At 59.8% G+C, this 25,298-nt stretch carries 25 protein-coding genes, 1 pseudogene and 1 riboswitch; of the genes and pseudogenes, 6 read left to right on the top strand and 20 right to left on the bottom strand.

Translation table 11 applies throughout. The annotated features are described in order from the left end of the window. Positions 1-80 precede the first annotated feature (80 nt). On the top strand, positions 81-722 hold the full coding sequence (locus ACIF4X_RS03810; protein WP_397480989.1) for a LysE family translocator: 642 nt from the start codon (positions 81-83) through the stop codon (positions 720-722). A gap of 13 nt (positions 723-735) precedes the next feature. On the opposite strand, the gene ACIF4X_RS03805 is transcribed toward ACIF4X_RS03810, so the two are convergent. The 4 genes from ACIF4X_RS03805 to ACIF4X_RS03790 form a co-directional block, all read right to left on the bottom strand. After that, the gene (locus tag ACIF4X_RS03805) at positions 736-1,929 is read right to left on the bottom strand and encodes an ATP-binding protein (RefSeq protein ID WP_397480988.1); all 1,194 of its coding nucleotides are present in this window, start codon (positions 1,927-1,929) and stop codon (positions 736-738) included. Between the two features lie 139 nt (positions 1,930-2,068). After that, positions 2,069-4,246: a TonB-dependent siderophore receptor gene (locus ACIF4X_RS03800; protein WP_397480987.1), complete on the bottom strand. Its 2,178-nt coding sequence runs from the start codon at positions 4,244-4,246 to the stop codon at positions 2,069-2,071. Positions 4,247-4,522: 276 nt separating this feature from the next. Then, positions 4,523-5,362: a glutathione-dependent disulfide-bond oxidoreductase gene (gene yghU / locus ACIF4X_RS03795; RefSeq protein WP_397480986.1), complete on the bottom strand. Its 840-nt coding sequence runs from the start codon at positions 5,360-5,362 to the stop codon at positions 4,523-4,525. Positions 5,363-5,483: 121 nt separating this feature from the next. Beyond that, positions 5,484-6,104 carry a LysE family translocator gene (locus tag ACIF4X_RS03790; protein ID WP_397480985.1) on the bottom strand — a complete coding sequence of 207 codons (621 nt, stop codon included), beginning with the start codon at positions 6,102-6,104 and terminating at the stop codon, positions 5,484-5,486. Positions 6,105-6,268: 164 nt separating this feature from the next. Here ACIF4X_RS03790 and ACIF4X_RS03785 point away from each other — a divergent pair, with 164 nt between their 5' ends. Then, positions 6,269-7,165, top strand: coding sequence for a LysR substrate-binding domain-containing protein (locus ACIF4X_RS03785; RefSeq protein WP_397480984.1), 897 nt, complete (start codon positions 6,269-6,271; stop codon positions 7,163-7,165). Here ACIF4X_RS03785 and ACIF4X_RS03780 read toward each other — a convergent pair. The 4 genes from ACIF4X_RS03780 to ACIF4X_RS03765 all read right to left on the bottom strand — a co-directional run bounded on the left by ACIF4X_RS03780 (position 7,135) and on the right by ACIF4X_RS03765 (position 10,226). Then, on the bottom strand, positions 7,135-7,623 hold the full coding sequence (locus ACIF4X_RS03780) for a hypothetical protein (RefSeq protein ID WP_397480983.1): 489 nt from the start codon (positions 7,621-7,623) through the stop codon (positions 7,135-7,137). The two genes, ACIF4X_RS03785 and ACIF4X_RS03780, sit on opposite strands and share 31 nt — an antisense overlap. 98 nt (positions 7,624-7,721) lie before the next feature. Further along, positions 7,722-8,132 carry a GFA family protein gene (locus tag ACIF4X_RS03775; RefSeq protein ID WP_397480982.1) on the bottom strand — a complete coding sequence of 137 codons (411 nt, stop codon included), beginning with the start codon at positions 8,130-8,132 and terminating at the stop codon, positions 7,722-7,724. A gap of 2 nt (positions 8,133-8,134) precedes the next feature. After that, positions 8,135-9,211 carry an alpha/beta hydrolase family protein gene (locus tag ACIF4X_RS03770; protein ID WP_397480981.1) on the bottom strand — a complete coding sequence of 359 codons (1,077 nt, stop codon included), beginning with the start codon at positions 9,209-9,211 and terminating at the stop codon, positions 8,135-8,137. Between the two features lie 88 nt (positions 9,212-9,299). Beyond that, positions 9,300-10,226 (bottom strand): LysR substrate-binding domain-containing protein, encoded by a 927-nt coding sequence (locus ACIF4X_RS03765; protein WP_397480980.1) that lies wholly within the window; start codon positions 10,224-10,226, stop codon positions 9,300-9,302. Positions 10,227-10,349: 123 nt separating this feature from the next. Here ACIF4X_RS03765 and ACIF4X_RS03760 point away from each other — a divergent pair, with 123 nt between their 5' ends. Further along, positions 10,350-10,625: a DUF2798 domain-containing protein gene (locus ACIF4X_RS03760; protein WP_397480979.1), complete on the top strand. Its 276-nt coding sequence runs from the start codon at positions 10,350-10,352 to the stop codon at positions 10,623-10,625. Between the two features lie 3 nt (positions 10,626-10,628). Here ACIF4X_RS03760 and ACIF4X_RS03755 read toward each other — a convergent pair whose 3' ends face one another. Next, positions 10,629-11,138 carry a cupin gene (locus ACIF4X_RS03755; RefSeq protein ID WP_397480978.1) on the bottom strand — a complete coding sequence of 170 codons (510 nt, stop codon included), beginning with the start codon at positions 11,136-11,138 and terminating at the stop codon, positions 10,629-10,631. 160 nt (positions 11,139-11,298) lie between these two features. Further along, the gene (locus ACIF4X_RS03750) at positions 11,299-12,069 is read right to left on the bottom strand and encodes an APH(3')-II family aminoglycoside O-phosphotransferase (RefSeq protein WP_397480977.1); all 771 of its coding nucleotides are present in this window, start codon (positions 12,067-12,069) and stop codon (positions 11,299-11,301) included. A 185-nt stretch (positions 12,070-12,254) separates the two neighbouring features. Between ACIF4X_RS03750 and ACIF4X_RS03745 the strand changes: the two genes are divergently transcribed. Continuing rightward, positions 12,255-14,042 (top strand): thiamine pyrophosphate-requiring protein, encoded by a 1,788-nt coding sequence (locus ACIF4X_RS03745; RefSeq protein WP_397480976.1) that lies wholly within the window; start codon positions 12,255-12,257, stop codon positions 14,040-14,042. A gap of 153 nt (positions 14,043-14,195) precedes the next feature. Then, positions 14,196-14,918 carry a DUF72 domain-containing protein gene (locus ACIF4X_RS03740; RefSeq protein WP_397480975.1) on the top strand — a complete coding sequence of 241 codons (723 nt, stop codon included), beginning with the start codon at positions 14,196-14,198 and terminating at the stop codon, positions 14,916-14,918. Position 14,919: 1 nt separating this feature from the next. Here the strand turns inward: ACIF4X_RS03740 and mntP are convergent, their stop codons facing one another. Beyond that, entirely contained in the window at positions 14,920-15,483 is a 564-nt protein-coding gene (gene mntP, locus ACIF4X_RS03735) for a manganese efflux pump MntP (RefSeq protein WP_180698735.1), read from the bottom strand. 6 nt (positions 15,484-15,489) lie between these two features. After that, positions 15,490-15,662: riboswitch (yybP-ykoY riboswitch) on the bottom strand. 264 nt (positions 15,663-15,926) lie between these two features. Here mntP and ACIF4X_RS03730 point away from each other — a divergent pair. Next, positions 15,927-17,771, top strand: a complete 1,845-nt coding sequence (locus tag ACIF4X_RS03730; RefSeq protein WP_397480974.1) for a hypothetical protein — start codon at positions 15,927-15,929, stop codon at positions 17,769-17,771. 49 nt (positions 17,772-17,820) lie between these two features. On the opposite strand, the gene ACIF4X_RS03725 is transcribed toward ACIF4X_RS03730, so the two are convergent. From ACIF4X_RS03725 to ACIF4X_RS03685, 9 genes and pseudogenes are all read right to left on the bottom strand, one after another. Beyond that, on the bottom strand, positions 17,821-18,036 hold the full coding sequence (locus ACIF4X_RS03725) for a hypothetical protein (RefSeq protein ID WP_397480973.1): 216 nt from the start codon (positions 18,034-18,036) through the stop codon (positions 17,821-17,823). 118 nt (positions 18,037-18,154) lie between these two features. Then, positions 18,155-19,834: an MFS transporter gene (locus ACIF4X_RS03720; protein WP_116255585.1), complete on the bottom strand. Its 1,680-nt coding sequence runs from the start codon at positions 19,832-19,834 to the stop codon at positions 18,155-18,157. A gap of 188 nt (positions 19,835-20,022) precedes the next feature. After that, positions 20,023-20,790, bottom strand: a complete 768-nt coding sequence (phnE, locus tag ACIF4X_RS03715) for a phosphonate ABC transporter, permease protein PhnE (protein WP_397480972.1) — start codon at positions 20,788-20,790, stop codon at positions 20,023-20,025. Continuing rightward, positions 20,787-21,611, bottom strand: a complete 825-nt coding sequence (locus ACIF4X_RS03710; protein WP_397480971.1) for a PhnE/PtxC family ABC transporter permease — start codon at positions 21,609-21,611, stop codon at positions 20,787-20,789. Before ACIF4X_RS03710 ends, phnE begins: the two co-directional genes overlap by 4 nt. Next, positions 21,605-22,402, bottom strand: a complete 798-nt coding sequence (locus tag ACIF4X_RS03705; RefSeq protein WP_397480970.1) for a phosphonate ABC transporter ATP-binding protein — start codon at positions 22,400-22,402, stop codon at positions 21,605-21,607. Before ACIF4X_RS03705 ends, ACIF4X_RS03710 begins: the two co-directional genes overlap by 7 nt. Further along, complete coding sequence (locus ACIF4X_RS03700; protein ID WP_397480969.1) at positions 22,399-23,262, bottom strand: putative selenate ABC transporter substrate-binding protein; 864 nt, start codon at positions 23,260-23,262, stop codon at positions 22,399-22,401. The genes ACIF4X_RS03705 and ACIF4X_RS03700 overlap by 4 nt, the downstream gene beginning before the upstream one ends. A 129-nt stretch (positions 23,263-23,391) precedes the next feature. Next, positions 23,392-24,111 carry an SDR family NAD(P)-dependent oxidoreductase gene (locus ACIF4X_RS03695; protein WP_397480968.1) on the bottom strand — a complete coding sequence of 240 codons (720 nt, stop codon included), beginning with the start codon at positions 24,109-24,111 and terminating at the stop codon, positions 23,392-23,394. Between the two features lie 107 nt (positions 24,112-24,218). Next, positions 24,219-24,725, bottom strand: coding sequence for a GNAT family N-acetyltransferase (locus tag ACIF4X_RS03690; protein ID WP_397481186.1), 507 nt, complete (start codon positions 24,723-24,725; stop codon positions 24,219-24,221). Further along, a pseudogene (locus ACIF4X_RS03685) lies at positions 24,726-25,286 on the bottom strand (HD domain-containing protein); the annotation flags it as partial. Positions 25,287-25,298 lie beyond the last annotated feature (12 nt).

Below are 25,298 nucleotides of genomic sequence, written 5' to 3'. Positions count from 1 at the left end.
CTAGGGTGAGGGGCTTTTGATCTGGGCTATGCAGCCGGTTGTTGTAAGATGCGGCATCTTCAATCTTGCGAGCAGCGAAAATGGATTCTCACTCGATATTGACCTTCACTGTGGTTGCGGCGATTGCTATCGCGAGTCCTGGGCCTGCGACGTTGATGGCGATCAATAACAGTCTCGCTCATGGCCAGCGCAGTACGATTTGGTCGTCGCTGGGCAATGCCAGCGGTTTGTTCTGTCTGTCGGCTGCGGCGATGTTGGGGTTGGGGGCGTTGTTGGCCAGTTCCGAGATGTTGTTTAACGCGGTGAAGGTGATCGGTGCCGGTTATCTGTTTTATCTTGGCGTGAAGCAACTGTTCAAGAAGGGGCCCATGCTGGCGCAGGGGATCGAGGGTGAGGCGGGCAAGGTGCGGCCGACGCGTGGGAAGTTGTACAAGTCAGCGTTTTTGACGGCGGTGACTAATCCCAAGGCGACGATGTTTTTCACGGCGCTGTTCCCGCAGTTCATCGATCAGGGCGCGGCGTTGCTGCCACAGTTTTTGATGTTGACGGCGATTTTCATGGCGCTGTCGGTGTCGTCGCTGAGTGTCTATGCCGCGCTGGCCTCGCGGGCCAAAGGCGTGCTGACCCGGCCGGCGCTGTCGCGTTGGGTCAGCCGAGTGGTGGGCACGACGTTCATTGGCTTTGGTGCTGCGATTTTGACCATGCGCCGCCAGACGGCGTAAGCGTGAAGGGTGCTCAGACCCACTTGAACTGCGCCGGGAATCTGGCCACGAAGCAGGTGCCGGCGTCGAGGCTTGAGCTGACGGTCAAACTGCCGTTGTGTGCCGTGGCAATCTGCGAGGCGATGTAGAGGCCCAAGCCCAAACCCTCACAGCGTTGCCCGGCTTCGGAGCGGGAAAACGGTTCGAACAGCAGTGGCATCAACTGCGCGGGAATCGGCGTGCCCTGGTTGGTCAGCGAGATCACGATTTCGCCGTTTTCCGAATAGGTCTTGAGGACGATCGGCGTGGCGTTTGAACCATGAGTCACGGCGTTGCCGAGCAGGTTCGAGAGCAACTGACTGATGCGCAACGCATCGCAATAGACGCCTGCCGGCACGTCCAGCTCATCGATGAAAATCGCTTGCGGGTGCGAGGCTTTGACCTCAGCGAGCGTCAATTGCAGGGTCTGCTGTAAGTCATCGACCAGTTTGCGCTGCACCGGAATCCCGCCGCCGAGGCGTCCACGCGCGAAGTCGAGGATGTTTTCGATCAATACGCCCATGCGCACCGAGCTGTTGCGGATGGCAGAAATCAGATTCAGCGAACGTTTTTCTTCGGTTTTGCTTTCCAGCAGGTCGGCGCTCATGCGAATGGCGCTCAGTGGTGTGCGCAGGTCATGGCCGAGCACGGCGATGAACTGCTCGCGCAGACGGCCGAGTTCATTGGCGTTGCTCAGTTCGACCCGGGTCGCCTCAAGATGGGCCTGCGTGTCGAGGCTCATCGCGATCAGTTGGGCGAAGAGGGTCAGCGTCTTGGCGATGGCCGGCTCGTCGAGGTTCGCCGGGACGGAGTCAATCGCGCACAGCGTGCCGAAAAAGTCACCGTTGGCCTTGATGATGGGAATGGAGATGTAACTCTCCAGACCGTAGGTTTTTGGCGTGTGGTGCAGGGAAAAGATCGGGTGCGCGCTGGCGTGGCCGAAAATCACCGGTTGCTGATGCTGGCGGATTTCATGACAAATGGTCGATTCGAGCACCAGTTCTCCGCCCGGTTTCAGGCCGAAGTCGATGGAGTCATCGACCGCGCAGGCCACCCAGTTTCTGTCCGTGACCCGCGCCACCGCCGCGAAACGCATGCCCGTCAGGTGTTTGACCATGCTGAGAATGACCGGCACCGCTTCAATGCTGCGGATGGCTTCGATGTCGGGGGCAAATACCGGGTCGGTCATGGCGCGATGCTTCGTAGTTAGTTGGCTCAGAGACTATCCGTTATTGCTGCTGATGACTAACGCGGCTGCCAGAAAGCACAAGGGCGCCGTGGATTTTCCCGGCGCCCTTGTTTTTGTGGCGTGGTTGAACGTCAGCAACTCAGAACTTGTACTTGGCCGTCAGCATGTAGCTGCGCGGGTTGCCGTAGTTGTCGTTGGCACCCCAGGTGACGTTGGAGCCAATGGCTGAGTAGTAGACGCGGTCAAAGATATTGTTCGCGTTGACTTGCAGATCCAGGTGTTGGTTGACTTCGTACCCGGCCATCAGGTCGGTGACCGCGTAGCCACCCTGTTCGAGGCGATAGCTACCGTTATTGGCCAGAGCGACATCGTTGTACATGCGGCTCTGCCAATAGACGTTGCCACCCACGCGCAGGTGTTGCAGCGGACCCTGGAAACGGTACACGGTGGAGACCTTGAACAGATGCTCAGGCGTGTCGGTCTCGAAACGCTGATTATTGTTGGCCGGGTTCTCATCCTTGATGTAGTGCGCGCGGGTGTAGGTGTAGCCGGCGCCGACCTGCCAGTTCTCGGTCAGAGCGCCTTGCAGTTCCATGTCCACGCCTTGACTGCGCACTTTGCCCGATGACCCGTAGCAGGTCAGCACCGGGCAGCCGAACTGATTGTCGGCCAAAGTGGCGCGACCGGTCTGGTCCATCTGGAACACCGCCAGGCTGGCGTTGAGGGCGCCGTTGAAGTACTCACCCTTGATGCCCACCTCGTAGTTTTCGCCGACGATCGGCTCCAGCACCTTGCCACCGAGATCCTTCTGGGTTTGCGGGGTGAAGATGTCGGTGTAGCTGGCGTACACCGAGTGATGGTCGTCGAGCTTGTAGATCAGGCCGGCATAGCGGGTGACGTTACGGGTGACTTTGTAGTCGCCATCGCCGGAGCGGTCATCGTAGTCATACCAGTCGAGACGGCCGCCGAGGATTAGTGTCAGCGGATCGGCCAGGCTCAGGCGGGTGGTCAGGTATACGGCGTCCTGGGTGGTGACGGTGCGGGTTTTGCCGTCACGTACGAAGTCTGGTTTGGGCGCGCCAATCGGCCAGGCGGTGGTGTACGGGTCATATTCTTTGGTGGTCGCGTCATACACCCTGTCGCTGACGCCAACGACCAGTTCGTGGCTGCGGCCAAACGCTTCGAGCGGGCCGCTAGCGAACACGTCGAGCGAGCGCTGCTTGTCGGTGTGATGCGATTGATAGGCGGTGGTTTCCAGCGGGCCGGCGTAGCGCGACAGGTAAGTGCCGGAGAACTCGCCGTCGAGGGTCGAGGACGAGCCGGCGACGTGGAGTTTCCAGTCGTTGTCGAAGCGATGCTCGACTTCACCGAACAGGGTGTCGATCTGCAGCTTGCGATTTTCCCAGTCGGTGCCGGGATAGGTGGAGCGGGGCAGATCCAGGTGGTGGCCGTTTGTACCGATCGGCAGGCCGCCCCAGAAATAGTTGGTCTGTTCGTTCTGCCGGGAGAAGCCGAGAGTCGCGGTGGTGCTGTCGCTCAGGTCGGCTTCACCGATGGCATAGAACAGGCCATGGTCGTTTTCTTCCTTGTCGCGGAAGCTGTCGGCGCCCTGATAGGAACTCACCACGCGACCGCGCAAGGTGCCGCTTTCATTCAGCGGGCTGGAGGCGTCGATTTCGCCACGATAGTCATCCCAACTGCCGGCGGCGCCGGTGAGGGTTACGCGTTGATCAGCGGTCGGGCGTTTGCGCACCAGGTTAATCGCCGCCGAAGGGTTGCCGGCACCGGTGACCAGGCCGGTCGCACCACGGACGATTTCGACGCGGTCGAACATCGCCAGATTGGGTTGCACCGCCATCGAGAACGGCGAATAGGAACTGGGCAGGCCGTCGTACATGATGGTGTCGATGTCGAAACCGCGCGAACTGTACGTCTGCCGACCCGGGCCGCTGGCCTGACTGAGGAACAGTCCCGGCGTGCCTTTCACCACGTCGTTGATGCTGGTCATGTTCTGGTCGTCCATGCGCTGACGGGTGATGACCGTCACCGCCTGAGGCGTTTCGCGCATGGTCAGCGACAGCTTGGTCGCCGTCCGCATCGGGCCAGTGGTGTAGGACTGAGTGTCTTCGGTGGTGCTGCTCATCTGCGTGGCGCCGATTTCCGTCGCATCCAGTTCCAGTGTGGCCGGCGCGGTTTTTTCAGGCGTGGCGGGTGTTGGCTCGTCCGCCAGTGCTGGCGCGATGCTGGCCATGCAGATGGCGAGCGCCAACAGGTTAGGAGAACGGTGTGAGCGGCGGTGAATGGTGCGAAACGACATCAATCTGCTTCCCCAAATGATACGAAAACGAATCCAGTGCGAGTGCGTGTAGGAATTATTCGCATTAGTCTGTCAGATCATTCCGGATGAAGAAAGCCGTACGGCTCAGTTGGTTAACGAATTTTTCATATTCTGGCGGGCGCTCTGCGTCGCGGGTTGGCGCCGATACGAGCGTTTTTCGAGGGGCGTGCGAGGGCGGAATCAGGGCGCAGCGGGCCGATCACACATCCACGCGATCGGCGCTGCTTAAGGAGGAGAGGAGGATGAGCAGGACGGTCAGTTCAAATCGCTGGCGTCGTGCCGCTCGGGCACTTGAGTCGCCTCATCGCCCCACGTGCGATTGACGCGTTGCCCACGAATGACCGCCGGCCGCCTGGAAATGTCCTCTGCCCAACGTTGCACATGCGTGTATTCGTGCGCCGCAAGAAACTCGGCCGCTGAATAAACGTTGTTGCGCACCAGTTGCCCGTACCACGGCCAGACCGCGATGTCGGCGATGGTGTAGCTGTCGCCGGCCAGATAGGTGCTTTTGGCCAGGCGTCGATCGAGTACATCCAGTTGGCGCTTGGCTTCCATGGTGAAGCGGTTGATCGGGTACTCCATCTTTTCCGGCGCATAGGCATAGAAATGCCCGAAACCACCGCCCAGGTAGGGCGCAGCGCCCATTTGCCAGAACAGCCAGTTCAAGGTTTCGGTGCGGCCGGCCGGGTCTTTCGCCAGGAAGGCGCCGAACTTCTCGGCCAGATACAGCAGGATCGAACCGGATTCGAACACACGAATCGGCGGCTCAACGCTACGGTCCAGTAGCGCCGGGATTTTCGAGTTCGGGTTGATCTCGACAAAACCGCTGGAGAACTGATCGCCCTCGCCAATGCGGATCAGCCAGGCATCGTATTCGGCAGCGCTGTGCCCCAGCGCTAACAGCTCTTCCAGCAGAATCGTCACTTTGACGCCGTTGGGCGTGGCCAGCGAATACAGCTGCAACGGATGTTTGCCGACGGGCAGGGTCTTGTCATGGGTGGGGCCGGCAATCGGTCGATTGATACTGGCGAACTGTCCTCCGGACGGGGCTTCGTTTTTCCAGACCTGGGGTGGAACGTACGGCGCTTTGCTCATGAAAGGGGCCTCATCGTTGGCGAGTGGAAAAAATACCTGCTGAGAATAGACAGGACACCACAGAAGCCGCTGTGTATTCCAGAGCGCGATGGCTTCATATGTTCCCGATAGCCCGCAGCATTCAAGACTGGCCAATCCCCGGAATCAACAAACATGCTGCAAGGCCAATAAGGGCGCTGCCAATGATCCGGTCAATGACTCGCTGTTTTTTCAGCAGGCGACGGCGCAATCCCTCAGTGGAGAAGAACAACGCGACCAGACTGAACCAGAGCCAGTGGGCCAGCGACATAAACAATCCGTACGCGAAGTTAATGGCGAGCGAGCTACCGGTCTGTACAAACTGGCTGTATGCCGCGACGACAAACAGCATGGTTTTTGGATTCAGTGCATTGGTCAGAAAACCGCTGCGGAACACCGCCCAGGCTGAGGGTGCCGAGCCGCCAGCGTCTGCAAACGTCAACACCGAGGTATTGGTAAAAGACTTGATGCCCAGATAAATCAGGTATCCGCCGCCCAGCAGTTTCATTGCCATAAACAACAAGGGCGACTGCGTGATGATCACGGCCACCCCAAACACCGTATAGAGCACATGAACCTGTACGCCACAGGCGATGCCCAGCGCCGCCATCAAGCCACTGCGCCGCCCGAACGCATAACTGTTGCGGGTGACCATGGCAAAGTCCGGGCCAGGGCTGATCACTGCCAACATCGTGATGGCGATCATCAGAAACAACTCATTCATCAACGTTCTCCAACTTGTATTTGCGCTACGTAAGTTCACAGATGTCGAACTGCTTGAAACGCAGGAGCTGCGAAGCAGGCAGTGGATACGTGCATGATGATGAGTTGTCGTTGGCGGAAAAAACGATTTATAGTCGTTGAAATCTGTGAGAAATCGTCGTCTATATGAACTTGCCTCCATTGGCTGCCTTTCGTTTTTTTAACACCGCCGCGCAGAGCCAAAGTTTCGTCAAAGCCGCGCAACAGTTGCACGTCACTCATGGCGCAGTGAGCCGTCAGGTGCGCTTGCTGGAGGAGGCGATCGGGGTCGAGTTGTTCGAGCGACGCAATCGGGCGATCTTTCTCAATCAGGCCGGTCGCCTATTGTTCGAGGTCACTCGACCGATGTTCGAGCAACTGGAAGGGGTGGTTTATCGTTTGCAGCAAGAGCGTCATGACGATGTGCTGGTGGTGTCCTGCGAGCCGACCATTGCCATGAAATGGCTGATCCCGCGTCTGCCCGACTTTCACCGCACCCACCCGCGCATTCAGGTGCAACTGCTGACTGCCGGAGGGCCGATCAACTTCGCCCGCTCAGGTGCTGACCTGGCGATCCGCCGAGACGATTTTCACTGGGACGAATCGGTTCATGCCGTGATGATTTGCCAGGAGTGGATTGGCCCGGTTTGCCTGCCCTCGAAAAAGCCCGAGTCCGCTGATTTGCACGGGGCATGCCTATTGCGCAGCAAAACGCGTCCGCTGGCGTGGGACAACTGGCTGCGGCTTGCCGGCCAAGGCGTGGCGGACGTCAGTCGCGTCGACTACGAACATTTTTACCTGTGCATCCAGGCGGCATTGGCCGGCCAAGGCATCGGCCTGGCGTCTTTTCTGATGGTGCAAAGTGAGCTGGAGTCCGGGCAATTGATCGCACCGTTCGGTTTTACGCAGGACGGATCGACTTACTGCCTGCTATCGCCACGGCCGTTCGAAAACTGCGCCAACAGCACGGCCTTCAGGACGTGGCTGACCGATGCGATGGGTGTGTGCAGCCGTCAGCTCGACGGTGGTTGGGTCAGCGACTGACCCGCTGTGTCATTGACCTTGTCTGCCTGCCGGATATCGCCGCAAAAAATATCCACGTTGCCATCGGTTGCAGCGGTACGCACCACGATCGCGTACTCGCCCGTCAGCAACGTCGACAGGCGGACCGGAGCGCTGCGCGAGAAAGCCCAGCCGCGCACCGGTTGGCGCTCGGTGGTGACCTTGTCGTTCATCGCATACGCCACCGGCCCGGGCTGCGCGCAGCTACCTTTATAGACGAATGCGTACAGGCGCAACGGCAGCGAGGCCCCGCTGGGTGCGCCGCTGATGAAGAAACTGAATCCGGTATCCTTGCCCCAGTCGGCGAGCGTGACGCTGCCGATTTGCCCGCTGTTTTGTCGGGTAGCGGTCAACGGCACATGAGTGCCGGGGTTCGAAGAACCCGCACAGCCGAGCAGGCTGGCGGCCAGGAGCATGACCGTGAGTTTTACCGCTTGCATTGCTGGCCTCCTGAACAGAAGAACTGCAACGACCAGTTAAGCAGAAGGATTGAGGTCGCGTGCGAGCACATTCAGTAGCGGTTGGCACACGAGCAGCCTCAGCGCTGCGGCCATTGATCCTTGATTTCGAACCACGGCGCCTTCGACGTGACTTCCACATGCTGCTGTTTTTCGGTGGTGAACGTCGTGTCCAGCGTGCCCAGCGCGACCGAGATCCAGTCGCTGAATTCTCCTTGATTGCTTGCCCAGAACAGCGACGAGCCACAGTGCGTGCAGAACTGGCGTTGTACAGACTCAGAAGATTGATACGACTTCAGCTGGTCAGCACCCTCCAACAATTCCAGGTTCCGGCGCTGCACGCTGCCATAGCTGGCAAATGCCGCGCCATGGCTTTTGCGGCACTGGCTGCAGTGGCAGTGCGAAAGCGCTTTGGGCCGTGAGCGGATCTGGTATTTCACCGTACCGCACAGGCAACTGCCCCGGAAAGTCTGAGGGGAGGGCGTGAGCATTATTATTGGGAGTCCTTATAAGTGATGGTGTGTTTCAGGCTGTCGGGTGACTGCGCCAGAAACCCGGTAATCAGGGAAATCACTTGCTGCTGAATCACCGCGCGTGGACGGCCACCCTCGCCATCGGTGCAGATGATGCTGTCGCCCGGTACGTCTTTGTCGAGTATTGCCACGGCGCCAGGTTTGCAGATCGCCATAAAGGTGAAATGACTGGCGTCGCTGATCTCGACGAAGCGCGATGAGGTTTTTGGCAGGCGTTTGGCGAGGTTGATGGATTCCAGTTGGGCGGGCAGTTCTTTCGACGGTACGCCGGCCGCGATCACCATAATCGGCACGGGGTAGGCTGCCAGGCTTGCATCGGTCATGCCGCGCGATAGACCCAAATCCAGTGACACCACGGCAGCGACGCGTTTGTCACGCCAGTCGGCGGCCAATTGAGCTTTCGCTTGCGCGGTGCTCGCCGTGTTCATTTGTTGGTAGGCGGTGCAGCTGGCCAGTTGCGTGTGGACCTTGCAGTCGTTGGCAAAACGCTCGGGGTCGAAGCGTGCGCCGCCGGTTTCGAGCACTGTCCAGCCGCCGAGAGAATGGCCCACAACAGCAATTCTATCCTTCGCCACCGCGCCGAATTTTTCTGGCTGAGCGGTCACGGCATCGATGGCGCGGCTGAGATCGACGGGGCGCTGCCACAACTGCGCCGCTGCTTGCGGGCTGCGATCACGGCTGGTGGTGCCAGGGTGGTTGACTGCCGCGACGATGTAACCTTGATGGGCCAGCGCACTGGCCAGCCACGTCTGGTTGATCCAGCTTCCGCCGTTGCCGTGGGACAGCACCACCAATGGATGTTCGCCACTGGCTGCCGGAGCGTCGAGCACGGCAGGGGCACCGACGAAGACCGGGTTGTCACCGAACAATTGTGGCGTCGCAGAAGTGGGCGAACCTGGGTACCAGACGACCATTTCCACCGGGCGCTCGTTGTGCGGATCCGCCAGCGTGGCGTACTGGAAGCCAACCGGTTGAGCGTCAGCCATGGCATGGCTGGTCAGGCAAATCAGAAACAGGGCGCCGAGCGTTTTTTTCATTATTGTTATCTTCCGTGATGGGCCGAATGGGCGAGGCGAACTTTGCCCGATTTCGCGCGCTTCAGCGAGCCTCTTTGAGCCATCAATCTTAAACATTTTCCATCGGCCAGCGCGTGGCCAGATGTGCGCTCAGATAATCCAGAAAGGCTTTGACCTTCGGCGTCATCGCCGCGCGTTCTTGCACGCAGGCGTAGATGTCCATCGGTTCGACAACGCAGTGGCTGGCGTCGCCGTTTTCAAACAACGGCACCAATTGCCCGCTCGTCAGATAAGGCGCCGCGACAAACTCCGCCAGCCGGGTGACGCCGGCGCCATGGACCGCCATCTGCGCCAGCGCATCGATGTCATCACTGATGGCGGTGGCATTGATGTTGGCGTCGAAACGCTGGCCGTCGCGGATAAAACTCCAGCGCAGAAAACGCCCGTCCAACGGGTAACGAAAGGCCAGGCAGGCATGTTTGTGCAAATCATCTGGCGATTGCGGCCACCCGGCGCGCTGTAGATAGGCCGGCGCGGCGCACATGATGAAGGGCAGCGAAACGATCTTGCGCGCCACGATGCCGTCCTCCAGTTGCGGTTTGATCCGCAGGCTCAGATCAATGCTGTCCTGGATGTGGTTGATCTTGCCGTTGGTGGTCGAGAGTTCGATGAGCAAACGCGGATGCCGAGCAGCGAATCCGGCGATCAGCGAGGCCAGCACATGACGGCCGAATGCAGACGTCGAAGCAATACCCAGACGGCCCTGCAACTCGGTTTCATCGCTGCTGATCGAGCTTTGCGCGGCTTCCAGGTCCGCCGCAATACGGCGGACTTTCTCGTAGTACACCGCGCCGTTTTCGGTAAGCGCCATGCTGCGTGTGGTGCGCTGCAACAGGCGCACACCAAGATGCGCCTCCAGTCGATTGATCGTCTGGCTCACCGCCGCCGCGCTCACGCCCAAGGTCTTGGCGGCGCCGACAATCGAGCCGGCTTCGACCACTTTGATAAAGCTGGCAATCGCCGCTAACAGATTCATCCATGTCCCGCTGAGGGTAGATTCGTAAGTTCTGCTTTATAAAGTACCTGCGATTAACCGTCTAGTTGCAGCAGAAGGGCTTTGCTAACGTGCGGTCTCCCTGTCAATGGATGGAAACGCCTTATGAATCAACCGACAAGCTCTGAAGCCTTGGTCATCAGCCGTCGCAAGCTGTCGCCACGCGCCACGCCGTATGTGTTTGCGCTGTACATGGCGACGATCATGGCGTTTCTGATGTCGCTGGTGATCACTGCCGCCAACTCCGGCATTGATAACGACTACCTGAGTAATGCGTTGCACGCCTACAAGCTGGCGATGCCTGCGGCGTTCCTGTGCATCCTCATCGTGCGGCCGATCGTAATCAAATTGGTGGCGTGGACGGTGCATCCGCATCGCTGAAGATTATTCGCGCCAATATTGCCCGACAGCACCTTGCGCTCCCTGCACGGGATCGGTCTGCGGGAAGGTCAATTTCGCGATGCTGTCCAGTTGCTCGCGATCAGGGGCTTCGCGACAGATATCGGCATGCTGGCCTGGTGGATAGGCACCGACCACGAGGAAGTCGTCACTGCAACTCAGATTGCAATGGCCGGTGCCGGCGGGCAGCAGCAACACATCGCCAGCGCTGACCGGCACCACATGCCCGTCGGGTCCGCCCAGCATCAATTGCGCATGGCCAGCCGCAACGCCCAGCACTTCATGACCTTCGGTGTGGTAGTGATGGAAGTCATAAACCCCGTAGCGCCATTGGGGCGGCCAGCCGTTGGCGCTGAAGGTTTGCTCGAACAGGGCTGCGGGGTCGTCGCTGCCCTTGAGTTCAATCGCTTGCGGATAGATCAACACCGGCAGACGCGGGTTGTTCGGGACCCAGTCGTTGCGTTTCAGCAGCAGGGCTTGTACGGGGGCGGGCATGCTGTTCTCCTGATCTGGCGTAATGACTGTTCTGGCGCCTTCGCGAGCAGGCTCGCGCCCACATTTAGACCGCGATCTCCTGTGGGAGCGAGCCTGCTCGCGAATGGCCGCGCCGCTTATTCAACGGCTAAAGGGTGGACAGCCATAGCGCGCACTCGCCTCAGAAAAATTCATCGAGCAATTGATAAAAGGCGATCCGCTGCTGATCCGGTTCGACGCCATATACCTCGAAAAACAAGGGCAGCCACTGGGCGCCTAGGTTGTCCGTGATGCTGTGCGCAGCCAGGGCCAAATCCTGATAACGATCGGCAACGCCCAGTCGTCCGCAGTCGACAAACCCGCTGAAACGGCCATTGGCAGCGAGCAGGTTGGGCAGGCATGCATCGCCATGAGTCAGCACCAGGTCCTCGTGCGCCGGGCGTGTGGCGAGCAACTGCTCGAACACTTCCTCGGCGGATTGCCCGAGGCGCGAGTCGTCGAAGTCTTCTTCGTCGATCAGCCCGGCGAGCAGGTGTTCGCGGGCCAGTGTGATCTTCTGCTCCAGGCGATGATCGAACGGGCAACTGTCGATCGCGACCGCGTGCAGTGCGCGCAATGCCTCTGCGGCGAGCGTGACGATCTGCTGTGGCGAGAGGTGCTCGCTGCTGGCCAGATCGCGACCGGCCACGGCGGTCATCAATAGCCAATTGTGTTGCGCTTGCGTGGTGGTGTCGAGCACACGCGGTGCCGGTAAATCCTGAGTCGCCATCCAGCGTAACCGCTGCACTTCACCGGGCAACTCGCCCCAGGTCATCACCTGTTCGGTTTTGACGAACTGCGGTGCAGCCCCGGCAGGCGTAATCCGCCATACATCAGCGCGCGATTCGCCAAGGGTCTGCTGTTCAACGGCCGCACCGGCAAATTGGCTGCGCCATGCTGCTGGGAAATCCATGTCTATTGTCCTTGTCATTATCGATGTGCGCATTGTGCCGCTCTGGCGGTTTTGTTCGCAAACAAGGATCGGCGCGCAGAAATCCATCGAAACTTCGCCAACGCCCCGAGTGTCCAGACCCTTACACCTCCCGGCGGATGTGCTGCCGGGACAGTTCCATGCAGCGGAGAAAGACGAGGATCGAGATGACGATGACAGTGGGAGACTTTCTGGTTGAGCGGCTCAGCCAATGGGGCGTTACGCGGATTTTTGGGTACCCGGGTGACGGCATCAACGGCGTGTTCGGCGCGCTCAGCCGGGCCAAGGGCAAAATCGAATTCGTTCAGGCGCGGCATGAAGAAATGGCCGCGTTCATGGCCTCGGCGCACGCCAAGTTCACCGGCGAGTTGGGGGTGTGCATCGCCACCTCGGGCCCAGGTGCCTCGCACTTGATCACCGGCCTCTACGATGCACGCATGGACCACATGCCGGTGCTGGCCATTGTCGGTCAGCAGGCACGCACGGCGTTGGGCAGTCACTATCAGCAAGAGCTGGATCTGGTGTCGATGTTCAAGGATGTCGCCGGGGCATTTGTGCAGCAGGCGTCGGCGCCTTCACAGGTGCGGCATCTGCTCGATCGGGCAGTGCGCACGGCCGTGGGCGAACGCCGGGTAACCGCGCTGATTCTGCCCAATGATTTGCAAGACCTGAAATACGAAGCGCCGGCGCGCGCCCATGGCACCGCGCATTCCGGGGTGGGTTACACGAAACCCAAAGTGTTGCCTTATGACGTGGATCTGCAGCGTGCCGCCGATGTTTTGAACGCGGGAGAAAAGGTCGCGATTCTGGTTGGCGCGGGGGCTTTGCAGGCGACGGATCAAGTCATTGCCGTGGCGGAAAAACTCGGCGCCGGTGTCGCCAAAGCGCTGTTGGGCAAAGCCGTGTTGCCGGATGATCTGCCTTGGGTCACCGGCAGCATCGGCCTGCTCGGCACCGAGCCGAGCTACAAACTCATGAGCGAATGCGACACTTTGCTGATGATCGGTTCGGGGTTTCCCTACGCGGAATTTCTGCCCAAGGAAGGCCAGGCGCGGGGCGTACAAATCGACTTGCAGCCCGACATGCTCAGCCTGCGCTACCCGATGGAGGTCAATCTGGTTGGCGACTCGGCGGAAACACTCGCGGCGTTGTTGCCGCTGCTTGAACAGAAAACCTCTGGCAAGTGGCGCAAGAAAGTCGAAGGCTGGCGCGGCAGTTGGGAGAAAACCCTGGAAAAACGCGCCATGGCCAAGGCTGACCCGGTCAACCCGCAAAGGGTGGTGTACGAACTGTCGCCGCGCCTGCCCGATCAGGCAATCATCACCAGCGACTCCGGCTCGTGCGCCAACTGGTTTGCCCGTGATCTGAAGATTCGCCGTGGCATGCAATGTTCGTTATCTGGAGGCCTGGCCTCGATGGGCGCCGCTGTGCCTTACGCCATCGCCGCCAAATTCGCCTACCCCGCGCGTGCGGTCATTGCACTGGTAGGCGACGGTGCGATGCAGATGAACAATATGGCCGAGCTGATTACCGTCGCCAAATACTGGCGACAGTGGGAGAGTCCGAAATGGATTTGCGCGGTGTTCAACAACGAGGACCTTAATCAGGTCACGTGGGAGCAGCGGGTGATGGAGGGTGATCCGAAGTTCGAAGCTTCGCAAAGTATCCCGGACGTGCCTTATCACCTGTTCGCCATTTCCATTGGCCTGAAAGGCATTTTCGTTGATCGCGAAGAAGACGTCGCCGCTGCCTGGGAGCAGGCACTGGCCTCGGAGGTGCCGGTGTTGATCGAGTTCAAGACTGATCCGAATGTGCCGCCGCTGCCACCGCACATCAAACTTGAACAGGCGAAGAAGTTCGCCACGACGCTGCTCAAGGGCGATCCGGATGAAGCCGGGGTGATCGTGCAAACCGCCAAGCAGGTGCTCGGCGCGGTGCTGCCCGGCAAGAAATAACCGATTAGCACACAGGTTTGATCGTTCCCACGCTTTGCGTGGGAATGCCTCTAGGGACGCTCTGCGTCCAGTGACGCGGAGCGTCACGGGCTGCATTCCCACGCGGAACGTGGGAACGATCACCGAACGATCTGCGCCTACAGGTGAGGAGGCATGCTTTTGATTTTCATCGGCTGTGCAGGCTGGAGTCTGGGGCGCGAGCATTGGCCGGCATTTCCGGTGGAAGGCTCGCACTTGCAGCGCTATGCCGCGCGCCTCAATGGTGTGGAAATCAACAGCTCGTTCTACCGCCCGCATCGTCGGCAAACCTATGAGCGCTGGGCTGATGGCGTACCGGAGGACTTCCGATTTTCGGTGAAAGTCCCCAAACACATCACCCATGAATTACGCCTGGCGGGGTGCGAGGCGGCGCTGGACAAGTTTCTGGCTGAGTGCGGCGGGTTGGGCGAGCGCCTCGGTTGCTTGCTTGTGCAATTGCCGCCATCACTGGCGTTCGACGAAGCCATCGCCGAAGCCTTCTTCGTGATATTGCGTCAGCGCTTCTCTGGCCCCGTGGTGCTTGAGCCACGGCATGAATCGTGGGTCAGCGCTGAACCAATGTTAATGGCCCATCAGATCGCCCAAACGGCGGTCGATCCTTCGCGCATCAGCAATGATGTATCGCCCCGTGGCTGGACAGAAACGAAGTACTGGCGCCTGCACGGCTCACCGCGCATTTACCACAGCGCCTACGATTCCACTTATCTGCAAAACCTCGCACAAGCCCTGCAATCAGCGGCCGCGACAGGTGCCGCGACCTGGTGCGTTTTCGACAACACCGCCAGCGGCGCCGCGCTGGGCAATGCCTTGGCGCTGGCGACGCTGACCTCCGCTTGAATCAGACGGACAAGTGCTCATACAGAATCGTCGCACCAACAATCATCAACACCACGCCACCGACGATTTCCGCACGCTTGCCGACCACCGCACCGAGCACTCGGCCAAGCATCACACCAAGGGTCACCATGGTCATGGTCGCCAGACCGATCGCCGCGGCCGCGACCCAAATATTCACGTCGACAAACGCCAGACCGACGCCGACCGCGAGCGCATCAATGCTGGTGGCAAACGCGGTGACCGCGAGAATCAGAAAGGAGTGCGACCCCGGCTTTTCTTCTTCCTCTTCTTCGTGTTTAAGCCCGTTATAGATCATGTGCAGGCCGAGAATCACTAGCAGGGTGAAAGCGATCCAGTGGTCCCATTCGGCTACCCAGCGAGTCGCCGCCTGGCCGATCAGCCAGCCGATGATGGGGGTGATGGCTTCGATCACGCCGAAGATCAGACCGGTGCGCAGGGCTTCGGTGAGGCGCGGTTTGTGCAGGCTGGAGCCTTTGCCGATGGCGGCGGCGAACGCATCCGTGGACATGGCCAAAGCGAGGAATATGAGGGAAACAGGATTCACGGGGGCACACTTCCAGTCGGGCTATGAGTCAACGACACAACCACACGCCCGACTTTAGGCATGGATGTGTCGTCGGTCTCACCAACCAAAAGGTGTTCGCACCACGGCATGTTGCCGAGAATGTTGATACGAACGCTTCCGAAAGGCTCGGAAACAGGCTACTCCCCAACGAGGGGGCGGATCTTATGCGGGCAAACATGAAAATTTCGTCAAAACAGACGTATTTGACATGAGGCGTAACACGTCACGCTGGCTTCTCGTTGATCCGCAACTCTGCGCATAAACCGCCACGCGGCAAGTTGTACAGCTGCAGGGCTGCACGTTAAGACTTTGGTCTGTCAGACCCTTTCTGCACTATCCACTGTGATATCTTTTTGATGGCGCGCTCGCTCCGAGCGACGATCTACCGGTATTCGAGCCAATTGTTTAGTGCAGGAGAGGTGATGTTGAAGGAACAATGGGTGTGCGATGAGATGTTGCTGGCGCAGATGCAGGCCGCCAGCGCCGATGAAATCGATGTGTTGGTGGACGTGATCAGCGATTTTGGGCGAGGGCGGGCGGGCCTGGATGCCGAGTGCAAGAAACAGTTGATTCTGGCCAAACACGATCCCCGTGCAGACCGATACTCCGCATCATTGCTTGCATTGCTGGGCCATGAGCTGCAGCAATTTGGCGGCAATTCGGCCATGAACCTCGCGCGTCGCGCGCTGGGCCGTACTGCGGTGTCCTACAGTGAAATCGTTGATGACGTTTACAAGAAGCTGAACGGAAAGAACCCTGCTGACAAGCCATTGGCGCAAAAGGAACGGGAGGTTGCACTGGCCTTGTTTGGTGCCGAATGGCGAGAAATGCCTGCTCCACAACGGCACGAACGCAGTACGCACATCAAAGTCTTGTCTGGCACGTTCTCGCTGCCATCGGCCTTGGGACTCGGTGCGAGCGGTACGATCATGGGCTTGTCGGCCACCAGCAGTGCAGCGTTGTTTACTGCTGTTTCGACCGGCCTGCGTTTGAATCCGCTGGGCTTGTTGGTGACGGCGGGCATAGGGGCGCAAAGCGCCGCGTCAGAGGCTTACCGGATCACCGTGCCATTCGTGGCGCAAATGGGCTGGATACGTTTGCGCCAGGACATGGATGCACAAGCGCCCGTTGCGCCAAAACTGGCCAGTCCTGCGGCACTGGCCGGGCAGGGCACGGCGCTGCAGGACATGGTGCTGGCCGATGAGGCCGGTGGTACGTTGATGAAGATCAGTGTGTTCGACCGTGCACCGGTCATCACGGGCAGTGCCATCCCGTCCGGGCAACTCAGTGCGCTCAACCCATTGCTGTCCAACGTCCCGGGTCTGGCCGCGCTGGCCGAGTTGCAAAACGGCAACTATGTGGTGTGCAGCCTGCCATTTGAGATGTTGACCAAAGCCAAGGATCAGGAAGGTGCGGTGCGTGCCTTCGTCACTGAAAGCAAGCGCATCAAGGAACACGCGCACTTGTTCAGCCCCGACAACCTGCAAAACATCATGCTCAGTGGTGCGCTGTGGAATGCCGTGTCGTCGGCGGTGGGCCAGAAACATCTGCACGACATCAATGAAAAACTGTCCGCCATCAAGCGGCAACTGGATGAAGTGCAAGAGGACCTGATCAACCTGCGCCGCGATGATTTGACCGGGCTGGTGGGTTATGTGCAGAGCCTGCTCGATCACTATCCGCAGGAAGGCATCGACGCGTCTGCGCTGATGCAACTGGAACACCGCCAGGTTGAACTGGTGGCCCTGGAGGCGTATTTCGAGCGGGAGATGAATAAAGAAGTGGACAAGGCGCGGGCCATCGAAACCGGCAAGCTGTTCAACGCCGATTCATCCCGGGTGGCTTTGCTCGAAAGCCTGTCGCGCATGGACATTTGGGTTCAAAGCTATCTGCAGGTCACTCAGCTGCGCGTGGTCGCCTACGCCTTGCTGCACATGGAAAAGCCATTGGCGCGTTATCGTACCGAAGCGGCGAAAGTCCTGGATAACCTGCAGCGCCTGACCGTGACGGCGGCGGCCAACCAGCAGATTTACAGCGCCCAGATGGAGTTGAGCAACACGCTGTTTTTCAGCGGCAGTGCCGACAATTTGCAACGGTTCAAATCGCAACTGGCGGCGCTGGACAATGATCTGAAAAATGGCCCGGTCAACGCCAGGCAACTGCACCGCTCGCTGTTCGATCAATCCGATCGTCAGGTGCTGCTACAGGTGCAGAACGGTCAGTTCGTGGGTGGTCATTTGCTCGAATCGGCCTACGAGCCGGCCTGAGATCGCGTGGTTGCGGGAGCGGATGTATTTCATCCGCTCCCGCGGCTGACTAGTTGCCATCGGCCACTTTGCGTTCGATCTCATCGATTTTGCGTTGCAGCGTCTCGGCGTCCTGCTCCTTCACTCTTGTGGACGAGGGCGTGATGACTTCATCCACGGCTTCGCTGTCATTGTCCCGATCTTCAAGATCGCGCTCGACCACATTTACCGGTTTGCCGGACGTGTCGGTTGGCGGGGCGTTCGGGGTTTTCTCGTCGTTGTTCATGTGGGTGACCTCCAGTGGTGTAAACATTGGAGGCAAGCAGTGCGGCAGGCGTTCGATATTTTTGCCGGGTTGCGCCCAATGGCGCCCTCCCGCGATGGAGAGGGCGCGCTGATGGTTTTCAGTCCTTGAGAATGTCGCGATCCTTGGTTTCCGGCAGGAAGAACGTGCCCAGTATCGCCGTCATCACCGCGATCACGATCGGATACCACAACCCGTAATAAATATCCCCGGTCGCAGCAACCATGGCAAAAGCCACCGTCGGCAGGAAGCCGCCAAACCAGCCGTTACCGATGTGATACGGCAGCGACATCGAGGTGTAGCGGATGCGGGTCGGGAACAGCTCGACCAGCCACGCTGCAATCGGGCCGTAGACCATGGTCACGTAGATCACCAGCACGGTGAGCAGGAGCAGCACCATCGGGTAGTTGGTTTTCGCCGGGTCGGCTTTCTCCGGATAACCGGCCTCTTTTAGCGCAGTGCCGAGGGTCGCGGTGAACGCATCGTTGCGGGTCTTGAAGTCGGCGGCCGGTAGCGCGCTGCCTTCGAAACTCTCGACGACTTTGTCGCCAATGCGCACTTGTGCGACGGTGCCAGGTTCGGCGATCACGTTCTCATAAGGAATCGCCCGTTTCGCCAGCAGGGTCTTGGCCAGGTCGCAGGAGCTGGTGAATTTGGCCTTGCCCACCGGATCGAACTGGAATGAGCATTGATCGGGGTTGGCGATCACTTTGACCGGATTCTTCTCCTGAGCGATGAACACGTCGGGATTACCGTACTGGGTCAGCGCGTGGAAGATCGGAAAGTAGGTCAGCGCTGCCAGCATGCAGCCGACCATGATGATCGGCTTGCGCCCGATGCGGTCAGAAAGACTCCCGAAAATCACGAAGAACGGCGTGCCGATCAGCAGCGAACCGGCGATCAACAGGTTGGCGGTTTGCGGGTCGATCTTCAGTGTCTGCAGCAGGAAGAACAATGCGTAGAACTGCCCGGTGTACCAGACCACTGCTTGTCCGGCTGTGCCGCCGAGCAACGACATGATCACCACTTTGAGGTTGTCCCAGCGCGCAAAGGATTCGGTGAGCGGCGCTTTAGATGCCTTGCCTTCGGCCTTCATTTTCTGGAACACCGGTGACTCGCTCAGTTGCAGGCGGATGTACACCGAGACGATCAGCAGCAGGATCGACAGCAGAAACGGAATCCGCCAGCCCCACGCTTCGAAGGCTTCAGTGCCCAACGCGGTGCGGCAGGCGAGGATCACCAGCAACGACAGAAACAGGCCGAGGGTCGCGGTGGTTTGAATCCATGAAGTGAAGAAGCCGCGTCTGTTGCGGGGTGCGTGCTCGGCCACATAAGTCGCTGCGCCGCCGTACTCACCACCCAGCGCCAGACCTTGGAGCAAACGCAGGGTAATCAGAATGACCGGTGCAGCGACGCCGATGGTCGCGTAGCCGGGCAACAGACCGACAATCGCCGTCGAGACGCCCATGATGACAATGGTGATGAGGAAGGTGTGCTTGCGCCCGATCATGTCGCCGAGCCGGCCGAACACGATCGCCCCGAACGGCCGCACCGCAAAGCCCGCGGCAAACGCCAGCAGAGCAAAAATGAATGCGGTGGTTTCGTTGACGCCGGCGAAGAAGTGCTTGGCGATGATCGCCGCCAGTGAGCCGTAGAGGTAAAAGTCGTACCACTCGAAAACCGTACCGAGGGACGAGGCGAAGATGACCTTGCGCTCCTCCTTGGTGATGCCGCCGCTGCGCGGTGGACTGCCGGTGGATGCTGTGTCGATTGTGGCCATGGGTGTTCTCCGTCGTGCTTATTGTTGTAGGCCGGAGTCCCCCGTTACTGCTTGTCTCACTCTGGCCTTGTGGCATATGCCGGAAGCGCTGTCGCGTGAAGCTTGCACAATGTCGCCATCGCGCATTTGTGCAAGCTTTCCTGAAGCATAATCAGCTTCTGCCAGATATCCAGCCGTCGGCCTGCCTACTAGGCCTTCACCCAGCGCTGCCGGCTCCAGGCACTCAGCCAGTCGACCACAAACACCAGCCCCAGCATCGCCAGAATCACCGTGCTCGCCTGGGCTTCCTGAAACAGGCTGAGGCTCACATAGAGCATCTGCCCAAGCCCGCCGGCGCCGACAAAACCCAGCACGCTGGCCATGCGAATATTGTTTTCCCAACGATACAGAATGTACGCAAGCAGCTGCGGCGCAAGGTTCGGCAACGTCCCGTAGCAGAAGGCCAGAATCGGATTGCCACCCTGCAAACGAATGGCTTCGGCAGGTTGCGGCGGGGTGTTTTCCAGCGCCTCGGCGAACAAGCGGCCGAGCACGCCGGTGGTGTGCAAGGCGAGGGCGAGGGTGCCGGCGTTCGGGCCGAGGCCGGCGGCAAGTACCATCAGTGCGGCCCAGACCAGTTCCGGAATCGCCCGCAATGCGTTGAGCAGCAGGCGCGAGGCGCTTTGCAGCGGCCAGCCGAAACGCCCGGCGGCGGGCAGTGCCAGGACAATGCCGAACACGGCGGCGAGCAGAGTGCCGAGGGCCGACATGGCCAAGGTTTCCAGTGAGCCGTGGAAGATTGCCTTGAGGTAATCGGCGCTCAGGTCCGGGCTGAGAAAGCGCTGCACGTAAGCGCTCATCTGCCTGAGGCTGGTGGCGCTGCCGAGTTCGCCAAGATCCAGTCCCAGATAAACGAAGGAAGCGATCACCGCCAGCGCGATGCCGGCAATCAGCAACAGGTTGATCAGCCGATTCATGTCAGCCTCCAGCGCAGCAAGCGGCTGAGTTGATCGGCGCCCAAAACCAGAATCAGAAAGCACAGCAAAATACTGGCGACTTCACCACCGGCGAACATGCGAATTGACAGGTCAATCTGCTGCCCCAAGCCTCCGGCGCCGACAAACCCCATCACCACCGACGCACGGATCGCGCATTCCCAGCGATAAACCGTGTAGGAAAGCAGCTCCGCCGCGACATTGGGCAACGTGCCGTAAGCAAACGCCGCAAGACGGCCGCTGCCAGCCTGCAACAGTGCGTGTGCCGGGCGTTGGTCGGTGGATTCGAAAATCTCCGCGTAGACCTTGCCAAGCATGCCGCTGTAAGTAATGGCGATGGCCAGCACACCTGCCGCCGGACCCAATCCGACGGCGCGCACAAACAACAGCGCCCAGACGATTTCCGGCACGCTGCGCAAAAAGATCAGCAGGCCGCGCACCGGCCAGCGCAGCAGACGTCCCAGGCGGCTGGGTACGCCACCGCGCGAGGCGGCGGACAGCGACAGCGCGCGGCTGGCAATCAGGCCCGCCGGTATCGCCAGCAACAGCGCCAAGGCCATGCCGGCGGTGGCAATGGCCAGGGTTTGCAGGGTGGCTTTGAGCAGTAGCTGGAGAAACGCTTCGTCGTGCGCCGGTGGCCAGAATTGCGCAACAAAGCGGCCCATTTCATTCTGGCTGTCGGGCAGCAGCACGCCCAGACTCAGTTCGCTGAGCTGAACGCCCGGCCACAGCAAGGCAATCGCCAACAGCGTCAGCAGCAGTCGTGGCCACGCCGCCGGATCGCGTGAATCAGCCTTCAGCATCGGGGGATCTGCACAGTCAGAGGCGCCACCGCAGCGGTCGGCGATTGCAGTTTTTCGTTGGCGTACAGTGCGTCGAGCATTTCATGGCTGACTTGCCCGGAAGGACTGTCGAACAGGATCTGCCCGTCGCGCAGGCCGATGATCCGTGGGAAGTGCGAAAGCGCCAGATCCACCGCATGCAGGCTCGCCACCAGCGTGACGTTGTGTTCGCGGGCATGCCGGGAGAGGATCGACAAGGTGTGCCCGGCCATGACCGGGTCCATCGCCGACACCGGTTCATCAGCCAGCAGAATCTCCGGCGCCTGATACAACACGCGGGCGATGCCGACACGCTGCAACTGGCCGCCAGACAACTGCTGGCAATGGGCGAACAACTTGTCGCCCAGATCCAGCCGCGCCAATGCCGCGCGCGCACCCGCCACATCCAGTGGATGCAACAGGTTCAGAAGACTTTTACCCAGACTCCATTGGCCGAGCTTGCCGGCCAGCACCGCCGTGACCACGCGCTGACGCGGTGGCAATGGCGGTGCCTGATGCACCAGACCAATGCGGGCGCGCAGACGCTGACGCTGGCGGGCCGACAAGTGCCAGGCGCGTTCGCCCAGCACTTCGATCTCACCGCTGCTGGGCCGCAGTGCGGTGGCCAGCAGGTTGAGCAAACTCGATTTACCGGCCCCGGACGGGCCAATGATGGCGACCTGTTCGCCGACGCCAATCTGCAAATCGATAGCGCGCAGGGCGTCGACTCCATTGGCGTGGCGCAGGCTGCCCTGGTTGAGGCTCAGGGTCATTTCAGCAGTTCGGCAGCGCGGGCGGCTTCCTCGATGCCCTTGTAATTTTCAGGCTTGGTGTCGATGAAGCGACTGGCGGCCTGCAGATCAAGGATCTTCTTCTGTTCAGGGTTGGCCGGGTCCAGGTCAAGGAAGGCTTTCTTGATCTTCGCTGCCAGCGCCGGGTCGAGGGTGCCGCGCACGGTCCAGTTGTAATCGAAGTAGGTCGGGGTGGTGGCGAAGACCTTGACCTTGTTGGTGTCGACCTTGCCGGCATCCACCAGTTTCTGCCAGACGCTGGCATTCAGTACACCGGCATCCACCTTGCCGGCCTGCACCCAGGCCACGGTGGCGTCGTGGGCGCCGGAGTAGGCGACACGGCTGAAATACGCTTCAGGTTTGATGTTGTCGTTTTTCAGCATGAAGTAACGCGGCATCAGGCTGCCGGAGGTGGACGACACAGAACCGAAGGCGAAGGTCTTGCCTTTCAGGTCGGCGAGGCTATGTACATTCGGGTCGGCGGTGATGAATTTGCTGGTGAACTGCGCGTCCTGCTCGCGTTGTACCAACGGAATCACCGGCGTCGTTGCATCAGTCTTCAAACGCGCCTGCACAAAAGTGAAACCGCCGAGCCAGGCCATGTCGAGACGATCGGTGGCCAGTGCTTCAACCACCGCCGGGTAGTCGGCGACCGGTACGAACTGCACTTTCATGCCCAGTTGCTGTTCCAGATAAGCACCCAGCGGTTCGAACTTGCGCAGCAGTTCGGTCGGCGCTTCATCAGGAATCGCGCTGACGCGCAAAACGTCGGCGGCCTGGGCCATGAATGCAGAAAAGGACAGGGCCAGGCCGGCGGTCAGTGCCAGGGTTTGTTTGAGCATGGAATTCTCCGTTTCGTGAGCGTCAAAAAGTGTGAAGAGCTGAATTACGGCGCTACGTGAGGGTAGACGAATCGGCGAGGTTATACGTATTCCCACGCGCAAAGGCCAGCGCCATCAGGGCTGGAGTGGTCAAAAACGTTCGTCGAGTATCGCCGGGAGCGTGAGCTCTTTGACGTAGCTGGCCGCAGACAGGCTCAGGATCATGCGCACTACCTGGACGACATCGTGTACGGGAATCAATTGACCCTCGCCACGCTGCGCCGCCAGATCTGGCGGGGTGCTCAGCGGGTCCTTGGTATTCAGATACCCGAGGTTAAGGCAAGTCACCGCGAGGCGCTGATGTCGGTAGCCTTCGCGCAATGTATCGGCGATCCCGCGCAGGGCGAATTTCGAGGCGCCGAAAGCGACTTCCGGGCGCCCGCTTTGCGGCAGGCCCGAGGTTGATCCGGTGAGGATGATTCTGGGGTGGGGGCTTTTCAGCAGAAGGGGAAGCAGGCGTTTGATCAACAGGATCGTCGACGTGATGTTGCAACTGACGATGGCTTGCAGTTCGTCGTCCGGGCTGTCGAGAAAGTCATAGGCTGGATCGAAAGCCGACTCTTCCCAGATGCCAAGGTTGTAGATCAGCGTATCCAGCCCATTGTCGACGACCGCCTGCTCGATGGCGTGCGCGGCTTTGACCGGGTTCATCAGGTCGGCTTCCACCCAGCGTACTGGACGCTCTGCCTCGGACACCAAACCTTCGGGACGCGTGCGGGACACACCAATCAACGTGTCTCCCGCGTTACCCAAACCTTCGATAAACGCTCGACCCAAGCCTTTACTGGCACCCACCACCAAAATGTTCATCGATCCTCTCCCTGATCTGCACGTTGATGTGGGAGAGCATGCAAACAGACGACCTTTGAAATGGCAAACGAATGGGTGTGTCCGGATATTTACGGTCAGCTGAATACTTATTCGGTAGCCTCAAAGGCCTCGTGGTACTTCACTTCTCCAGCAGGCAGGTCAGCGCCAAATGACAACACCTGAAAATACTCCTGCGGCACACCGGGCAACGTCAGCTCCGGGTGATTCTTGAAGCCGAAATGCCCGTAATAGCCCGGATTGCCCAGGACCACGCAACCAGCACCGCCGAGGTTTTGCAGTTGCGCCAGTGCGGCCTTCATCAATGCCGAACCGATGCCTTGATGCTGATGTTCAGGCCATACCGAGATCGGACCAAGACCGTACCAGCCAGTGGCGCCGGACGAAATGGTTACCGGGGAAATCGCCACGTGGCCAACGATCTTGCCGTTTTCCTCGGCGACCAGCGAAACGCTCAGTTGGTCAGCGTCGCGCAAAGCATTGACGATGAACTGCTCGGTATGACTGGAGTGCTCTTCGTTCTGGAAGGCCGCTTCGGTCAATTGCGCGATAGTGTCGACGTCGTCGGGTTGTTCGTTGCGGATGGTCAGGTTCATGCTGATCCTTTTGCGGGTGTCTTGGTCGATCAGCGCGCGCAACGCGGCGAAGATCGGTTCGGCAGCGGTGTGTTTCTTGCCGTAAGTCAGATTGAAACGGTAGTCGAAATCCGCCGGGTTCTGGCCTTGGGTGTGTTGCAGCAGGGTCTCGAGTTTGTCCAGTGCCTTGACCGCTTTGGCCTCGGCAGACCGGGCGTTTTCGTAGTCGTCCCATAGCGCGAGAATGTCGTTTCTCAGGGCGTCATCGAGCGAGCGGGTCAGCAGCAGAAGGTCGTTGCGCTCCTGCTCGCTCTTGTCGGGAAAAGAAGCCTGATCGACCGCCGGAATGTCGCCATTGATGGCTTCGCCCAAGTCGTGAATCACGCACATCTTCAGCACTTTCAGCAGGTCGAGCCCGGCCAGTTCATCGGCGAAGACAATCGCCATCAGGCACAGGCGCCAGCTGTGTTCGGCGGTGCTTTCGGTACGGCCGCTTGAGGTGTGTGCGCTTCTGAGGACGTCTTTGAGTTTTTCCGCTTCACGCAGGAATTCAAGGCGTCCGCTGATTTTTTCGAGGTTCATGAACTTGCCCGA

The sequence above is a fragment of the Pseudomonas sp. NPDC085632 genome (assembly GCF_044541255.1).
Taxonomy (GTDB): Bacteria; Pseudomonadota; Gammaproteobacteria; order Pseudomonadales; family Pseudomonadaceae; genus Aquipseudomonas.
This window is presented reverse-complemented; position numbering and strand designations above follow the sequence as displayed.

Coding starts and splice junctions, on each gene's coding strand:
- ACIF4X_RS03810 (WP_397480989.1), top strand. CDS start 81: ATGGATTCTCACTCGATATTGACCTTCACTGTGGTTGCGGCGATTGCT.
- ACIF4X_RS03805 (WP_397480988.1), bottom strand. CDS start 1,929: ATGACCGACCCGGTATTTGCCCCCGACATCGAAGCCATCCGCAGCATT.
- ACIF4X_RS03800 (WP_397480987.1), bottom strand. CDS start 4,246: ATGTCGTTTCGCACCATTCACCGCCGCTCACACCGTTCTCCTAACCTG.
- yghU (WP_397480986.1), bottom strand. CDS start 5,362: ATGAGCAAAGCGCCGTACGTTCCACCCCAGGTCTGGAAAAACGAAGCC.
- ACIF4X_RS03790 (WP_397480985.1), bottom strand. CDS start 6,104: ATGAATGAGTTGTTTCTGATGATCGCCATCACGATGTTGGCAGTGATC.
- ACIF4X_RS03785 (WP_397480984.1), top strand. CDS start 6,269: ATGAACTTGCCTCCATTGGCTGCCTTTCGTTTTTTTAACACCGCCGCG.
- ACIF4X_RS03780 (WP_397480983.1), bottom strand. CDS start 7,623: ATGCAAGCGGTAAAACTCACGGTCATGCTCCTGGCCGCCAGCCTGCTC.
- ACIF4X_RS03775 (WP_397480982.1), bottom strand. CDS start 8,132: ATGCTCACGCCCTCCCCTCAGACTTTCCGGGGCAGTTGCCTGTGCGGT.
- ACIF4X_RS03770 (WP_397480981.1), bottom strand. CDS start 9,211: ATGAAAAAAACGCTCGGCGCCCTGTTTCTGATTTGCCTGACCAGCCAT.
- ACIF4X_RS03765 (WP_397480980.1), bottom strand. CDS start 10,226: ATGAATCTGTTAGCGGCGATTGCCAGCTTTATCAAAGTGGTCGAAGCC.
- ACIF4X_RS03760 (WP_397480979.1), top strand. CDS start 10,350: ATGAATCAACCGACAAGCTCTGAAGCCTTGGTCATCAGCCGTCGCAAG.
- ACIF4X_RS03755 (WP_397480978.1), bottom strand. CDS start 11,138: ATGCCCGCCCCCGTACAAGCCCTGCTGCTGAAACGCAACGACTGGGTC.
- ACIF4X_RS03750 (WP_397480977.1), bottom strand. CDS start 12,069: ATGGATTTCCCAGCAGCATGGCGCAGCCAATTTGCCGGTGCGGCCGTT.
- ACIF4X_RS03745 (WP_397480976.1), top strand. CDS start 12,255: ATGACGATGACAGTGGGAGACTTTCTGGTTGAGCGGCTCAGCCAATGG.
- ACIF4X_RS03740 (WP_397480975.1), top strand. CDS start 14,196: ATGCTTTTGATTTTCATCGGCTGTGCAGGCTGGAGTCTGGGGCGCGAG.
- ACIF4X_RS03730 (WP_397480974.1), top strand. CDS start 15,927: ATGTTGAAGGAACAATGGGTGTGCGATGAGATGTTGCTGGCGCAGATG.
- ACIF4X_RS03725 (WP_397480973.1), bottom strand. CDS start 18,036: ATGAACAACGACGAGAAAACCCCGAACGCCCCGCCAACCGACACGTCC.
- ACIF4X_RS03720 (WP_116255585.1), bottom strand. CDS start 19,834: ATGGCCACAATCGACACAGCATCCACCGGCAGTCCACCGCGCAGCGGC.
- phnE (WP_397480972.1), bottom strand. CDS start 20,790: ATGAATCGGCTGATCAACCTGTTGCTGATTGCCGGCATCGCGCTGGCG.
- ACIF4X_RS03710 (WP_397480971.1), bottom strand. CDS start 21,611: ATGCTGAAGGCTGATTCACGCGATCCGGCGGCGTGGCCACGACTGCTG.
- ACIF4X_RS03705 (WP_397480970.1), bottom strand. CDS start 22,402: ATGACCCTGAGCCTCAACCAGGGCAGCCTGCGCCACGCCAATGGAGTC.
- ACIF4X_RS03700 (WP_397480969.1), bottom strand. CDS start 23,262: ATGCTCAAACAAACCCTGGCACTGACCGCCGGCCTGGCCCTGTCCTTT.
- ACIF4X_RS03695 (WP_397480968.1), bottom strand. CDS start 24,111: ATGAACATTTTGGTGGTGGGTGCCAGTAAAGGCTTGGGTCGAGCGTTT.
- ACIF4X_RS03690 (WP_397481186.1), bottom strand. CDS start 24,725: ATGAACCTGACCATCCGCAACGAACAACCCGACGACGTCGACACTATC.